This window comes from Mycobacterium sp. (assembly GCF_050700595.1).
In the GTDB taxonomy this organism is placed as follows: Bacteria; Actinomycetota; Actinomycetes; order Mycobacteriales; family Mycobacteriaceae; genus Mycobacterium.
Map to the genome: position 1 here is coordinate 1 of NZ_JBOHHI010000106.1, position 13,815 is coordinate 13,815.

A 13,815-nucleotide genomic window follows, 5' to 3' on the forward strand; every position below is an offset into this window, starting at 1 on the left:
ACAACCGAATTCAGCGGTCGCTGACGATGGCGGCGTCGACTAGTTCGGCGAATTCCGCTGCCATCGGCGTACGCGGCAATACCTGACCGTCCAAGGTATGCACCCGTGCTGCCAGTGTCATACCAGATACCAGCCAAATCCCTTCTGCTGCAAAGAGGTCCGGTACACGCAGAGTACGGTAGTCACAGTCGTAACCCTTGGCGCGAGCCACCTCGAAGAGCGCCTGCTGGGTGGTGCCGCGCAGGATCGGGTACCACGGCGGCGGTGTCAGCAGGCACAGACTGGTGCCGGCCCCCGCCTTGCGGTCGGCGGCGATTACCACCGTCGAACGCGGGCCCTCCAAAACGTAACCGTCGGAGCTGACGAAGATGACATCGCCGGCGCCCTGCCGCGCGGCGTGCCGCAACGCGGCCATATTGATCGCGTACGACAGCGTCTTGGCGCCGGCCAGCAGCCACGACATTTCGTCGACACCGGCAGCGGGCAGCCCGCGGGGCAGCGTCACCGCGGCGACGCCGTCGCGGCGGGCAGTTGCCACCCGGTCGGCGACCGGATTGACGGTCACATACGCCGTCGGTGTGCAGCCACGCTCCCGACCGCGGCTGTAGACCAGCCTCATCGCGCCCTCATCGGCGGTGCTGGCCGACCACTGTCGCGCAGCCAGCGAGATCGCCTGCCGCCAGACCTGCAGGTCCGGCTCGGGCAGGTCCATGAGTTTGGCGGAGTGAGTCAGTCGTCCCAGATGCGCTTCCACCAGGCAGGCTCCGCCGTCGCGGACCAGCAGTGTTTCGAAGATGCCGTCGCCACGCACCGCGGCCAGCTCATCGGCGAACAGCAGCGGCGTCCCCGCCGGATGGATTTTGCCGTCGAGCGTCACGACCACACCCGGGTCGTCCGTCATGGACCCAGAGCCTATCGGGCAGACCCGTAGAGTTGGAATGTGACCGCAGTTCCCGCCCCCGACACCGGACCCGACGCGGGTGCCACTTGGCACTATGGCGACCCACTCGGTGAACAGCGCGCAGCCGAAAACGACGCCGTGCTGGTGGACCGCTCACACCGGGCCGTGCTGACCCTGACCGGCGCCGATCGACAGGCCTGGCTGCACAGCATCTCGACGCAACACGTCAGTGAGTTGCCGGAAGGCGCCAGCACCCAGAACCTCAGCTTGGACGGGCAGGGCCGGGTCGAAGACCACTGGATCCAGACCGAACTCGGCGGCGTCACCTTCCTCGACACCGAGCCGTGGCGGGGTGAGCCGCTGCTGGCTTACCTGAGCAAGATGGTGTTCTGGTCGGACGTGACGCCTGCCCCGGCCGACCTGGCGGTGCTGTCGCTGCTGGGTCCGCGGCTCGCTGACCGCGCGGTGCTCGACGCGCTGGGCCTCGACGCGTTGCCCGCCGAGATGGCGGCGTCGCCGTTGCCGGGCGGCGGGTTCGTGCGCCGGATGGTTGGTGCGCGCGACGGCCAGATCGAGGTGGACCTGCTGGTGGTGCGCGGCCAGTCGCCGGACTGGCAGCGCAGTTTGGCACAGGCCGGGGTTCGTCCGGCCGGGGTATGGGCCTACGAAGCCCACCGTGTGGTGGCCGTGCGCCCACGGCTCGGCGTCGACACCGATGAGCGCACAATTCCGCACGAAGCGCGCTGGATCGGCGGTCCCGGGCTGGGCGCAGTTCACCTCGACAAAGGTTGCTATCGCGGGCAGGAGACCGTGGCGCGGGTGCATAACCTGGGTAAACCGCCCCGCATGCTGGCATTGCTGCACCTCGACGGGTCGGTAGACCGGCCAACGACAGGTGGCGCGGTGCAGGCCGGCGGCCGCTCGGTGGGCCGCCTGGGCACCGTCGTCGACCACGCCGAGTTGGGCCCGGTGGCGCTGGCGCTGCTCAAGCGCGGACTGCCCGCCGACACCGCTCTGATCACTGGCGCGGACGGCGACGTCAGCGCGGTGATCGACCCCGATTCCCTGCCGCCGGCCGACGTGGCCGGCGCCGGCCGGGCGGCCGTCGAGCGACTGCGCGGCTCTATCCGATGACTGCCCGCTGCGGCTGTTCGCAGCGGCAGGGCAGGCCTACGCACAACCACGGGGCACGGTAAACTGTCGGCAGGACAAAAAAGACCACCGACAGATCGGAGCCGCCTACTTTGGGCCGCTCCGTTATTGCGCGAGGGGGTTCCCCCATGGGCCGCGGCCGGGCTAAGGCGAAGCAGACCAAGGTTGCTCGAGAGCTGAAGTACAGCTCCCCCCAAACCGATTTCGACCGGCTTCAGCGTGAGCTGTCCGGCTCGGATGCTGAGGACTCCGACCAGCTGGACGGCGACGACCGACTTGCCGACGATCCTCGGGGCGACGAAGGCGACTAGCGTCGCTACGGGTTTTAGAACCTCGGGTGCTGACCTACCAGCTTGGCTCGCGGGCCTTCCTTTCCGCCTTTGCGGATGGTTCCCAGCACCCAGCAGTCCAAGTGCCGGGCGGTCAGAATGGCCAGAGCGCGATCGGTGTCCTCCGAGGCGACCACGGCCACCATGCCGACGCCCATGTTGAACGTCTTCTCCATCTCGGCGCGCGCCACCCGGCCACGCTGCGCGATCATCGCGAACACCGGCGCCGGTGTCCAGGTGCCACGGTCAACCTCGGCGACCAGCCCGTGCGGGATCACCCGCTGCAGGTTGCCGGCCAACCCACCGCCGGTGATGTGGCAAAACGTGCTGACCTGGGTTTCGGCGGCCAGCGCCAGACAGTCCTTGGCATAGATGAGGGTGGGCTCCAACAGCTCTTCGCCCAGGGTGCGGCCGAACTCCTCCACGTGCCCGGCCAGGTTCATCCGGTCGATGTCCAGCAACACCCGGCGAGCCAGCGAGTATCCGTTGGAATGCAGGCCGGACGATCCCATCGCGAGGATGACGTCGCCGGGCTTGACGCGCTCGGGACCCAACACGTCGTCTGCCTCAACCACGCCGACGGCCGTGCCCGAGATGTCGTAGTGGTCTGGTTCGATCAGGCCTGGGTGTTCGGCGGTCTCCCCGCCGAGCAGCGCACAGCCTGCCCGCAGGCACCCGTCGGTGATACCGGCGACGATCGCGTTGAGCCGCTCCGGCACGATCCGGCCCAGGGCGATGTAGTCCAACAGGAACATCGGCTCCGCGCCGCAGACCACCAGGTCGTCGACCACCATCGCGACCAGGTCCAGGCCGACCGTGTCGTGCTTGTCCATTGCCTGAGCGACCGCCAGCTTGGTGCCCACCCCGTCGCTGGAGGCGGCCAACAACGGTTCACGGTAGCCGGCCCGCAGTGCGAACAATCCGGCGAAGCCACCGAGCTTGCTGCGAACCTCGGGTCTGGTGGCTTTGGACGCCAACGGTTTGAACAGCTCTACAGCACGTTCACCGGCCTCGATGTCCACTCCTGCCGATGCATAGGTGACGCCGCGTGGGCCCGGGTCTTTTCCCGAGCGCTTGCCCGGGCCTTTTTTAGGGTCGGTCATCGCGATTAAAGGCTACCGGTCGGCACGGCAATAGGGGCACCGCCCGCGTGCGGGGACTATGGATGTCGCAGCACGGCAGCCTGCTCGGCCTCCGGAGTCATACCGGTGTCCGCACCGGCCTCGCGCGCCGCGTTGGCCAGCATGTGCTCGATGACGTTCTTGCCCAGCGCGGTCTCGCCGGGCAGCTCGATCGGGTACTTGCCGTCGTAGCAGGCGGTGCACAGCCGCGTGGCGGGCTGCTCGGCGGCGGCGATCAAGCCTCGCAACGAGATGTAGCCCAGGGTGTCGGCGTTGATGGCATGCCGTACGGCTTCGAGCAGCTCGCCTTGGTCTTTGACGGCGTTGGCGATCAGCTCGGCGGGCGACGGGAAGTCGATACCGTAGAAACAGGGCCACTTCACCGGCGGTGAGGCGATGCGCACGTGCACTTCGATGGCGCCGGCCTCGCGCAGCATCCGCACCAGCGCGCGCTGGGTGTTGCCCCGCACGATCGAGTCGTCGACGACGATCAGCCGCTTTCCGCGGATGACTTCTTTGAGCGGGTTGAGCTTGAGCCGGATACCGAGCTGACGGATGGTCTGCGACGGTTGAATGAAGGTGCGCCCGACATAGGCGTTCTTCATCAGGCCTTGCCCATAGGGGATGCCGGACTCCTGCGCGTAGCCGACCGCCGCGGGAGTGCCGGACTCGGGGACCCCGATCACCAGGTCGGCGTCAATCGGGCACTCGCGGGCGAGGCGGCGACCGATCTCGACCCGTGCGCCGTGCACCGATCGGCCGGCGATGGTGCTGTCGGGGCGTGCCAGGTAGACGTACTCGAATATGCAGCCCTTCGGGGTGGGGTTGGCGAAGCGGGTCGACCGCACTCCGTCGGCGTCGATCGCCAGCAATTCGCCGGGCTCGATGTCCCGGACGAACGAGGCGCCGACGATGTCGAGCCCGGCGGTTTCCGAGGCAACCACCCAGCCGCGGTCAAGCCGGCCCAGCGACAGCGGCCGCACCCCGTGCGGGTCGCGCGCCGCGTACAGCGTGGTTTCGTCCATGAACGTCAGGCAGAAGGCGCCGCGCACGGTCGGTAGCAGTTCCAGCGCCGCCTGTTCCAGGCTGGAATCGGCCGCGCCGTAGGCCAGCAGCGCGCCCAGGATGTCCGAGTCGGTGGTGGCGCCGCGAGGCACCCGCGGGTTGATCAGCCCAGCTTCCCGGGCGCGGGCCACCAGCTCGGTGCTGTTGACCAGGTTGCCGTTGTGCCCCAATGCCACTCCCGTGCCGGCCGCGGTGTTGCGGAACACCGGCTGGGCGTTTTCCCAGGTGGTTTGTCCGGTGGTGGAGTAGCGGCAGTGCCCGATGGCGACGTGGCCCGGCATGGCGGCTAATGTCTGCTCGTCGAACACCTGGCTGACCAGGCCGAGGTCCTTGAATACCAGCACCTGGGAGCCGTCGGCGACGGCGATGCCGGCGGCCTCCTGGCCGCGGTGCTGCAACGCGTACAGGCCGTAGTACGTCAGCTTGGCGACTTCCTCGCCGGGGGCCCACACGCCGAATACGCCGCACTCTTCGCCGGGCGGGTTTTCCTCGAGTGGCGGCTGCTGGGCGGTCACGGTGTGGCGGCTCCCTGGGGCGCGGTCGGTGACAAAACGAAGTCTACGGGGACGCCGGTCAAGTCACCCAATCGAGCACGCGTGTTGCGCATTCGGTTAACGACTTTCGGCGAGCAATCGTTCCCGGGAGGCGTCAGCTGTCACGTGAGCCACAATGGCCACTGGCTCGGCCGGCCAGGCTCACCAGCGGTAGAAACGCCTGGATCTCGCCGGCCCGCGAGCCGGACAGGTGCAGTGTTCCCGCGGCCTTGGCGTCGGCCAGCTGGAGCAGCCCGGTCGCCAGCAACAGCCAGGTCCGCGGGTCGGTTTCAACGACGTTGGACGGTGTGCCGCGAGTGTGCCGCGGTCCGGAAACGCATTGCACCGCAACGAATGGCGGAATCCGGACCTCGACGCCGGCGCCGGGCGCCTGCTCGGCCAGGGTGCGGGCGGTAAGCTGCACGGCCACCGCGAGTTCGGCGCGGTCGGGAGCGGGCCGGGCGTCGTCACGCAACCACCCCGCCAAGGCCAGCACCGCGGCCCGGGTCCGTGCCGGATCGATTCTGTGACGCGCGGGCATACCTCATGGTCTCAAGTTCATCGACCGCGGCGGATTCGAGAGTGCATCCTTGGCGTCGAAAGTGAACGTAGGGCGGGATCTGTCCGAAATCTGCGCCCAGGAGGCACACTCGAAACCCACGATGCACCCTCGATAGGGTCACGCCTGCTGTTCGGTCTGCATTAGCCGGCGGACCGTTAACGCCGCCACTGCCCCGGTCTCGTTGATCGCCAGGTGCGTAAGTATTGGCGCCGCCAGACTGCCTGAACGCTCTGCCAGCCAACCGAATACCCAGCCGGCGATACCGGTGGCCAACACGATGGGTGCCACCGGCTCGCCGGTGGCGCGCGCGTCGGCGATGTGGGAAAGCCCGAATGCCGCGGCCTGCGCCAGCCGGCCACCGCGGTCACCGAACGCACATCTGGCGGCGGTGGCCAACGCGGCGCGGTAGGCCGCCTCCTCGGCCCACACCGTACCCAGCGGAATCCGCAACAGCAGCCAGACCGGCGCCGGGCGGGGCAGATCCCGGCCGGCCATCGACCTCTGCACCAGGGGTACCGACGTCGCCGCCGCAACGGCGGTGGCCCCGGTGGCACCGGCCGCCAGCCCCAGCCGCAATCCCGCCCGCAGCGCGGGCGGGCGAAGGCCCAGCGGAGCGCGGGTGAGTAGCGCCAGCACTCCGGCCAGACCGGCCCCCGCGGACACCCGCCACGGCATCGGCAGCCGGGGACTGACAAAGCTCCAGCCAACCAGCCCGCTGCCCAGCATCAGCGCCCACATCCGGCGAAAAATTCGGTGCCACCTCAATTTTGGTGTCCGCCAGCACCTTCGAACTGTTTCAGCGCAACCCGCATCCGCTCGGTGTCGGCAGCGGTCCAGCCGTTCGGCGCGATCACCGCCGCCCACCCGTCCAGCACCATGTCGCCGTAGTTGTGGCCATGCCCGCCGGGCATACCCTCGGCGTTGGTCAGGTCTGCGCTGACCTGCCAGAAGGTGACGATCGGATACCAGCGCATCGATGCGGTGCGATCCTGTCCGGGCGGTTCGACAAGCCAGTCCGGTCGGCTGAACAACAGGTCGGCCGACCACCAGACGACGGGGTCGGACGGGTGCTGCAGAAACAGCACCCGGGTACCGTCCCAGAGCGGCGCGGCGACGCGGGCGATGTCGGCCGGCGTCACGGCCTCGGAGAACCGCACGGTTCGCCCGTCGTCATAGCGCGGTCGTACCTCCGTGGTGCCCGGGTCGCGCCGAACGACCAGCGCATGCCACAACCGACTGCTTTGTGGTGGGCCGACCCACAGCACGGCGTCGAAACCCATCCGCGAAATATCGGACAGATACCCGAAGGCGCTTTGCCCGGCCAACGAACCCAGGCTCTCGCCGTAGAGCACCAGCTTGGGCCGGTGGTCCGGCGGCAGCCGCTGCCAATAGTCATGGATCGTGTCGATCAGCATCCGCCCGGAATCTATCGACTTCTGCTCATCGGCCAGAAACGAGATCCAGCTCGGCAGGTACGAGTACTGCACGCCGACCATCGCGGTGTCGCCGTTGTACATCATCTCCAGTGAGCTCGCCGCTTTCGGGTTGATCCAGCCGGTTCCGGTGGTCGGGACGATGACCAGCAGCTCGCGGTTGAACGCATCGGTGCGCTCGAGTTCTCTGATCAGCATCTTCATCCGGGCCTCATCGCTGTCAGCGGTGTGCAGCCCCGCATACACCCGGATGGGCTCCCTGGCGGGCCGACCGTTGATTCGGGTGAGCTCGGCCGCGTGTGGACCGGCGGCGACGAACTTGCGCCCCTCAAAGCCCAGCGTGTCCCAGGATGCCAATGATGTTGGGCTAGCCGACTTTTCGGGCCACATCGGCGGTGATACATCGTCTGGGGTGGCGGCGCTTTGCGGCTCGGAGAGACCGTTCGCTGCGGCGAAGAAGCCCCGGACAAGCACGCCGTTGATCAGGGCGACCAGCAGCGCCACCACGATCGCGGTGCCGATGAACAGCGCCACCTCGCTGTGCAGATGCCAGCGCCTGATCAACATCCGGGCCAGCAACTTTATCGCATCGATGAGAACCCGGAACGTCGCAACGAGCAGGCCGCTGACCGCGACCGCAAGGAGCAGCGTGCGCAGGTAACCCGGGGTCGTCGGGCCACCTATGCCCATCAGCGCCGACACCTGCCGCTGCCAGGACGCGGCCGGGATGAGCATCAGGACACATGCGGTCGGCGCAATGCCTACCACCGCTGCCTTCATCCCGAACAGCACCCGCGCCGACGGTGGCCACCAACCGGCGTTGCGCAACACGAAGTGCTGCACCGCTTTACCGATCACCACACCCAGGCCGTAGCCGAACGCGGCGTTGATGCCGCCGATCAGGCCTTGGAAGAGCCAGTCTCGCGGCAGCAACGATGGGGTCAGCGACAGGCAGAAGAACACCGCGCCGAACGCCACTCCGACGAACTTCAACCGCAGCAGGCTCCACGCCCACACCAGCAGCGGATGCCGGCCACCAGCCTCGTCCGGCACTGACTCGTGTGTGACGTCGTCTATCGGAGTGCTTTTCATCAGAACAGTGCCGCCAGCACGCCTTCGGAGGTGCTGCGCAGTTCCGCCAGCGACACGGTGAACAGCCCCTGGACCTCGACCGCGTCCGAACCCTGGTCGGCGACGCCGATGCGGATGGCGGGCAGCCCGCGCGCTTCGCACATCGAGGCGAACCGGCTCTCCTCGGTGCGTGGCACGGCCACCAGCACCCGGCCCGCCGACTCGGAGAACAACATGACAAAGGGGTCGGCACTCTCGGGAAGTACGATGCGGCAACCGGTTTCGCCGGCCAAGGCCGATTCCACCACGGCCTGCGCCAGGCCGCCCTCGGACAGGTCGTGGGCCGCGGACACCAGCCCGTCGCGCGAGGCGGCGGTCAGCACGTCGGCCAGCAGCTTTTCGCGGGCAAAGTCGACCGTGGGTGGCAGCCCGCCCAGATGGTCGGCGGCGACCTGCGCCCAGATCGAGCCGTCGAATTCGTCGCGGGTGTCACCGAGCAGCAGCAGCGCCTCGCCCGGTTCGGCGCCCATCGCCGTAGGGAGACGTCGGCTCACATCGTCGATGACGCCCAGTACCCCGACAACCGGGGTGGGCAGGATCGCCGTTGAGCCGGTTTGGTTGTAGAAGCTCACATTGCCGCCGGTCACCGGAATGCCAAGCGCCGCACAGCCATCGGCCAGACCACGGACAGCCTGGGCGAATTGCCACATCACTGCGGGATCTTCCGGAGAGCCGAAGTTCAGGCAGTTGGTGACCGCGACCGGCGTGGCGCCGGTGACCGCGACGTTGCGGTACGCCTCGGCCAACGCGAGTTGGGCGCCGGTGTAGGGATCCAGCAGCGCATAGCGCCCCGACGCGTCGGTCGACACCGCGATCCCGCGGCCGGTGGCCTCGTCGACGCGCAGCACGCCCCCGTCGGCGTGCTCGGCCAGCACGGTGTTACCGCGCACGTAGCGGTCGTACTGCTCGGTGATGAACCCCCGGCTGCACAAGTGTGGACTGCCCAGCAGCGCAAGTAAAGTCGCGCGCAGCTCGTCGCCGGTGGTCGGGCGAGGCAGCCGGCTCGACCGGTCGGTGTTCAGCGCGTCCTGTGACTCGGGGCGGGCAACCGGGCGCTGATATACCGGGCCCTCGTGGGCCACCGTGCGGGGCGGCACGTCGACGACGGTTTCGCCATGCCAGGTGATCCGTAGCCGGTCACCGTCGGTGACCGCACCGATCACGGTGGCCAGCACCTCCCATTTGCGGCACACCGCCAAGAACGCGTCCACGTTCCCCGGCGCGACCACCGCGCACATCCGTTCCTGCGATTCGCTGCAGAGCACCTCGGCGGGAGTCATGTTCTTCGCACGCAGTGGGACGGTATCCAGTTCGATGGCCATCCCGCCATCTCCGGCAGACGCTAATTCCGAGGTGGCACAGGCTATTCCGGCACCACCGAGGTCCTGGATGCCGACCACCAGGCCGGTCTTGTACAACTCGAGGCAGCACTCGATTAGCACCTTCTCCGTGAACGGGTCGCCGACTTGCACCGAGGGCAACTTTTTGCGACCCGGTCCGGATTCGTCACCGCCGAAGGTGTCCGAGGCCAGCACCGACACCCCGCCGATACCGTCGAGGCCAGTGCGCGCGCCGAACAGGATGATCTTGTTTCCGGTGCCCGAGGCGAACGCCAAATGGAGATCTTCGGTTCGCAGCACGCCCACACAAAGCGCATTGACCAGTGGATTACCGGCGTAGCAGGCGTCGAAGACCGTCTCACCGCCGATGTTGGGCAGGCCCAGCGAATTGCCGTAGCCACCGATGCCGCGGACCACCCCGTCCAGCACGCGGCGGGTATCCGGAGCATCGGCCGGGCCGAAGCGCAGCTGGTCCATCACCGCGACCGGTCGCGCACCCATCGCCATGATGTCGCGCACGATGCCGCCCACCCCGGTGGCCGCGCCCTGGTAGGGCTCAACATAGGACGGGTGGTTGTGCGATTCCACCTTGAACGTCACCGCCCAGCCGTCGCCGATGTCGACGACGCCGGCGTTTTCCCCGATACCCGCCAGCATTCCGGCCCGCATCTCGTCGCTGGTGGTCTCACCGAAGTAACGCAGGTGAACTTTGGAGGATTTGTAGGAGCAGTGCTCGCTCCACATCACCGCGTACATAGCCAGCTCGGCGTCGGTGGGTCGCCGGCCCAAAATGTCACGGATCCGCTGGTATTCGTCGTCTTTGAGCCCCAGCTCGCGAAACGGCTGCGGCTGATCAGGGGTGGCTGCGGCCCGTTCGACGGTATCCACCGTATGGGTCAGCCCAGCAGTCACGCAGACAGTCTAAAGTCCGCGTCTCGTTTCTCTCGATCGCCCGCCGAGCCTGATCAACCGGGCGAAAGGAACGCCCGCAGCGCCGCCGCATAGTCCGCGACGTCGTGGGCACCCATCAGCTCCCGTGCCGAGTGCATGGCCAGCTGGGGGGCGCCGACATCGACGGTCGGGATGCCGGTGCGGGCCGACGTCATCGGTCCGATCGTCGAGCCGCACGGCAGGTCGGCGCGATGCTCGTAGCGCTGCAGTGCGACGCCGGCCTGCCGGCAGGCCAACGCGAACGCGGCGGCGGTGCGACCGTCGGTGGCGTAGCGCAGGTTGGGCTGCACCTTGAGCACCGGTCCCCCGTTGATCGCGATCGGATGCCCGGGTTCATGGCGATTGGGGTAGTTGGGGTGGGTGGCATGCGCCATGTCGGCGGAGGCCACCATCGATGCGGGCAGGCGGCGCAAGAAGTCCTCGCGACCACCGCCAGCGGCAAGCACGATCCGTTCCAGTGTGCTCAGCAGCAGCTCGGAGTTGGCGCCGTGATCGGAGGTTGAGCCGACCTCCTCGTGGTCGAACAGTGCCAGCACCGGCAGGTATCCGCCTGGTTGGGCGGCCAGAAAGGCCTCCGTCCCCGCGTAGCAGCTCGCCTGGTTGTCCAGCCGCGGGGCGCTGACGAATTCGCCACCAACCCCCGACACCGCCGACGGCGCCAGATCGTGGGTCATCAGATCGAACCCGAGGACGTCGTCGGCGTCCACGCCGGCCTGCTCGGCGACATAGCCAAGAAACGACGGGCCGGTCTCGTCGGCGGCCCATACCGCGTTGACGTGGCGCTGCGGATCCAGCGTGACCGACTTGCGGTCCTCGGCCAGGTGAATGGCCAGCTGCGGTACTCGCAGGATCGGCTGGTCGATCCGGACCAATCGGTGAGCGATGCCGGCGCCGTCCCGCACCGATAGGCGCCCGCTGATCCCCAGGTCGCGGTCCAGCCACGAGTTCAGCCAGGCACCCCCGTAAGGCTGCAAGGCCACCATCTGCCATCCGGCGACAGAGCGGTCGGGATATTGTTTGACCCGCAGATTGGGGCTATCGGTATGGGCGCCGACGATGCGAAATGGCCGACCCTCGGCGTCTGCGTTCCACGCCACCAACGAGCCCGCCCGGATGATGAAGAACCGGCCGGGGTGCGGCCACTCGTCGGCCTCGGCCAGCTCGGTGTATCCGGCGGCGCGCAGCCTCTCCGCCACGCCGGCACAGACGTGAAACGGCGACGGGGAAGCATCGATGAATTCGCACAGGCCCGGTGCCGTCGCCGTCATGTCCCCATCTTTTCATCAGCCCGCCCATTGGGACGTTAGGGTCGAAACCGTGATCGCCGTGCAGCCGCAACCCGTGCTCGCACCGTTGACGCCCGCCGCGATCTTTCTGGTGATAACCATCGACGAGGGTGGCGAGCAGACCGTACACGAGGCGCTGCCGGACATCTCCGGACTGGTGCGCGCGATAGGGTTCCGCGATCCGACGAAACGGCTGTCGGTGATCACCTCGATCGGCTCCGATGCGTGGGACCGGTTGTTCGCCGGCCCGCGACCCGCTGAGCTGCACCCGTTCATCGCGTTGGACGGCCCGCGACACGTCGCCCCGGCCACCCCCGGCGATCTGTTGTTCCACATCCGCGCCGAGACGATGGATGTCTGTTTCGAGCTGGCGACCCGGCTGGTCGACGCCATGGCCGGCGCGATCACGATCGTCGACGAAGTGCACGGTTTCCGGTTCTTCGATAACCGGGACCTGCTCGGCTTCGTCGACGGCACCGAGAATCCCGACGGTCCGCTGGCCCTCAGCTCCACGCAGATCGGCGACGAGGACCCCGACTTCACCGGCGGCTGCTACGTGCACGTGCAGAAGTACGTGCATGACATGGCGGGCTGGAATGCGTTGTCGGTCACCGAGCAAGAACGGGCGTTCGGGCGGACCAAGCTGGAGGACATCGAGTTCGACGACGACGACAAACCGGCCAACTCGCACCTCACGCTGAACGTGATCGAAGACAACGATGGCAATGAACTGAAGATCATTCGGCACAACATGCCGTTCGGCGAGATCGGCACCGGCGAATACGGCACCTACTACATCGGATACTCCCGCAGCCCGGCTGTCACCGAACAGATGCTGCGCAACATGTTCCTCGGCGATCCGCCCGGCAACACCGACCGCATCCTGGACTTCTCCACCGCGCTCACCGGCGGCATGTTCTTCTCTCCCACCATCGACTTCCTGGATGATCCGCCGCCGTTGCCGCAATCGCCTGCGGCGGCTCCGCCGGCGGATCGCGCACCCCGGGACGGCTCATTGGCGATCGGCAGTCTGAAAGGAGACTCTCGATGAACAACCTGTACCGCGATCTGGCGCCGATCACCGAAGAGGCCTGGGCGGAAATCGAACTCGAGGCGTCGCGAACGTTCAAACGTCACATCGCCGGACGCCGGGTGGTCGACGTCAGCCAGCCGGCCGGGCCGGTAGCCGCGGCGGTCAGCACGGGTCGGCTGACCGATGTGAAGGCGCCCACTGATGGAGTCGCCGCACACCTGCGGGCGAGCAAGCCCCTTGTGCGGCTGCGGGTCCCGTTCACGCTGTCGCGCTCGGAGATCGACGACGTGGAGCGCGGTTCGCAAGACTCCGACTGGGAGCCGGTCAAGGCCGCCGCCAAGAAGCTGGCTTTCGTCGAAGACCGGGCTATCTTCGAAGGCTATCCGGCGGCGTCGATCGAGGGCATCCGAAGTGCGAGCTCCAACCCGGCGCTGAAGTCACCCAAGGACGTTCGCGCCTTCCCCGACGTCATCTCGCAGGCATTATCCGGGCTGCGACTGGCCGGAGTGGGCGGCCCATACTCGGTGCTGTTGTCCGCCGACGCATACACGAAGGTCAGCGAGACCACCGAACACGGCTATCCGATCCGCGAGCATATTCGCCGGCTGATCGAGGGCGAGATCATCTGGGCGCCGGCCATTGACGGCGCGATCGTACTGACCACTCGCGGTGGCGATTTCGACCTGCAGCTGGGTACCGATGTGGCGATCGGCTACCTCTCCCAAGACGCCGACACCGTGCAGTTGTATCTGCAGGAGACGATGACGTTCCTGTGCTATACCGCCGAAGCGTCGGTGTGCCTCGGCTCCTAACCCACCTTTCCCGCGAGCGTGCGCGTCCCCGGCCGACATGCCGGGCATTGTCAAGTAGTCATTGCAACATATGGCCAGTTGTGGTGTGGGCTGGGCAAACCCCGGTTTGGATTGAGCGCCGTGCGCCTGGGCGGGCAGGGGCTGTGCGCCTGCCTGTGCCGCTGCG

At 67.6% G+C, this 13,815-nt stretch carries 12 protein-coding genes; 4 read left to right on the forward strand and 8 right to left on the reverse strand.

Features of this window, described 5'->3' with window-relative positions:
- Positions 1–10: 10 nt before the first annotated feature.
- Positions 11–883 (reverse strand): aminodeoxychorismate lyase, encoded by an 873-nt coding sequence (locus ACRDTL_RS10590; RefSeq protein WP_431506672.1) that lies wholly within the window; start codon positions 881–883, stop codon positions 11–13.
- Positions 884–940: 57 nt separating this feature from the next.
- Here ACRDTL_RS10590 and ACRDTL_RS10595 point away from each other — a divergent pair, with 57 nt between their 5' ends.
- Together ACRDTL_RS10595 and ACRDTL_RS10600 are read left to right on the forward strand one after the other, a co-directional pair.
- Positions 941–2,035, forward strand: coding sequence for a YgfZ/GcvT domain-containing protein (locus ACRDTL_RS10595; protein WP_431506661.1), 1,095 nt, complete (start codon positions 941–943; stop codon positions 2,033–2,035).
- A gap of 146 nt (positions 2,036–2,181) precedes the next feature.
- Complete coding sequence (locus ACRDTL_RS10600) at positions 2,182–2,364, forward strand: DUF3073 domain-containing protein (protein ID WP_431506662.1); 183 nt, start codon at positions 2,182–2,184, stop codon at positions 2,362–2,364.
- A gap of 14 nt (positions 2,365–2,378) precedes the next feature.
- Here ACRDTL_RS10600 and purM read toward each other — a convergent pair whose 3' ends face one another.
- The 7 genes from purM to ACRDTL_RS10635 form a co-directional block, all read right to left on the reverse strand.
- Positions 2,379–3,485, reverse strand: coding sequence for a phosphoribosylformylglycinamidine cyclo-ligase (gene purM / locus ACRDTL_RS10605; protein WP_431506663.1), 1,107 nt, complete (start codon positions 3,483–3,485; stop codon positions 2,379–2,381).
- A 56-nt stretch (positions 3,486–3,541) separates the two neighbouring features.
- On the reverse strand, positions 3,542–5,083 hold the full coding sequence (gene purF, locus ACRDTL_RS10610; RefSeq protein WP_431506664.1) for an amidophosphoribosyltransferase: 1,542 nt from the start codon (positions 5,081–5,083) through the stop codon (positions 3,542–3,544).
- A gap of 133 nt (positions 5,084–5,216) precedes the next feature.
- A complete protein-coding gene (locus tag ACRDTL_RS10615) occupies positions 5,217–5,642 on the reverse strand; it encodes a sterol carrier family protein (protein WP_431506665.1) in 426 nt (141 codons plus the stop codon).
- Positions 5,643–5,780: 138 nt separating this feature from the next.
- Complete coding sequence (locus ACRDTL_RS10620) at positions 5,781–6,401, reverse strand: Rv0804 family intramembrane glutamic endopeptidase (protein WP_431506666.1); 621 nt, start codon at positions 6,399–6,401, stop codon at positions 5,781–5,783.
- Positions 6,402–6,424: 23 nt separating this feature from the next.
- Positions 6,425–8,149, reverse strand: a complete 1,725-nt coding sequence (locus ACRDTL_RS10625) for an alpha/beta hydrolase (protein WP_431506667.1) — start codon at positions 8,147–8,149, stop codon at positions 6,425–6,427.
- A gap of 38 nt (positions 8,150–8,187) precedes the next feature.
- The gene (purL, locus tag ACRDTL_RS10630) at positions 8,188–10,479 is read right to left on the reverse strand and encodes a phosphoribosylformylglycinamidine synthase subunit PurL (protein ID WP_431506668.1); all 2,292 of its coding nucleotides are present in this window, start codon (positions 10,477–10,479) and stop codon (positions 8,188–8,190) included.
- 53 nt (positions 10,480–10,532) lie between these two features.
- Positions 10,533–11,786 (reverse strand): M18 family aminopeptidase, encoded by a 1,254-nt coding sequence (locus ACRDTL_RS10635; RefSeq protein WP_431506669.1) that lies wholly within the window; start codon positions 11,784–11,786, stop codon positions 10,533–10,535.
- Between ACRDTL_RS10635 and ACRDTL_RS10640 the strand changes: the two genes are divergently transcribed.
- Entirely contained in the window at positions 11,785–12,855 is a 1,071-nt protein-coding gene (locus ACRDTL_RS10640) for a Dyp-type peroxidase (RefSeq protein ID WP_431506670.1), read from the forward strand. The genes ACRDTL_RS10635 and ACRDTL_RS10640 overlap by 2 nt on opposite strands.
- The gene (locus ACRDTL_RS10645) at positions 12,852–13,649 is read left to right on the forward strand and encodes a family 1 encapsulin nanocompartment shell protein (protein WP_431506671.1); all 798 of its coding nucleotides are present in this window, start codon (positions 12,852–12,854) and stop codon (positions 13,647–13,649) included. Before ACRDTL_RS10640 ends, ACRDTL_RS10645 begins: the two co-directional genes overlap by 4 nt.
- Positions 13,650–13,815: the final 166 nt, after the last annotated feature.

Excerpts from the sequence above, each read along its gene's own strand:
- purM (WP_431506663.1), bottom strand. The coding sequence starts at position 3,485 with ATGACCGACCCTAAAAAAGGCCCGGGCAAGCGCTCGGGAAAAGACCCG.
- ACRDTL_RS10615 (WP_431506665.1), bottom strand. The coding sequence starts at position 5,642 with ATGCCCGCGCGTCACAGAATCGATCCGGCACGGACCCGGGCCGCGGTG.
- ACRDTL_RS10600 (WP_431506662.1), top strand. The coding sequence starts at position 2,182 with ATGGGCCGCGGCCGGGCTAAGGCGAAGCAGACCAAGGTTGCTCGAGAG.
- ACRDTL_RS10640 (WP_431506670.1), top strand. The coding sequence starts at position 11,785 with ATGTCCCCATCTTTTCATCAGCCCGCCCATTGGGACGTTAGGGTCGAA.
- ACRDTL_RS10620 (WP_431506666.1), bottom strand. The coding sequence starts at position 6,401 with ATGTGGGCGCTGATGCTGGGCAGCGGGCTGGTTGGCTGGAGCTTTGTC.
- ACRDTL_RS10635 (WP_431506669.1), bottom strand. The coding sequence starts at position 11,786 with ATGACGGCGACGGCACCGGGCCTGTGCGAATTCATCGATGCTTCCCCG.
- ACRDTL_RS10645 (WP_431506671.1), top strand. The coding sequence starts at position 12,852 with ATGAACAACCTGTACCGCGATCTGGCGCCGATCACCGAAGAGGCCTGG.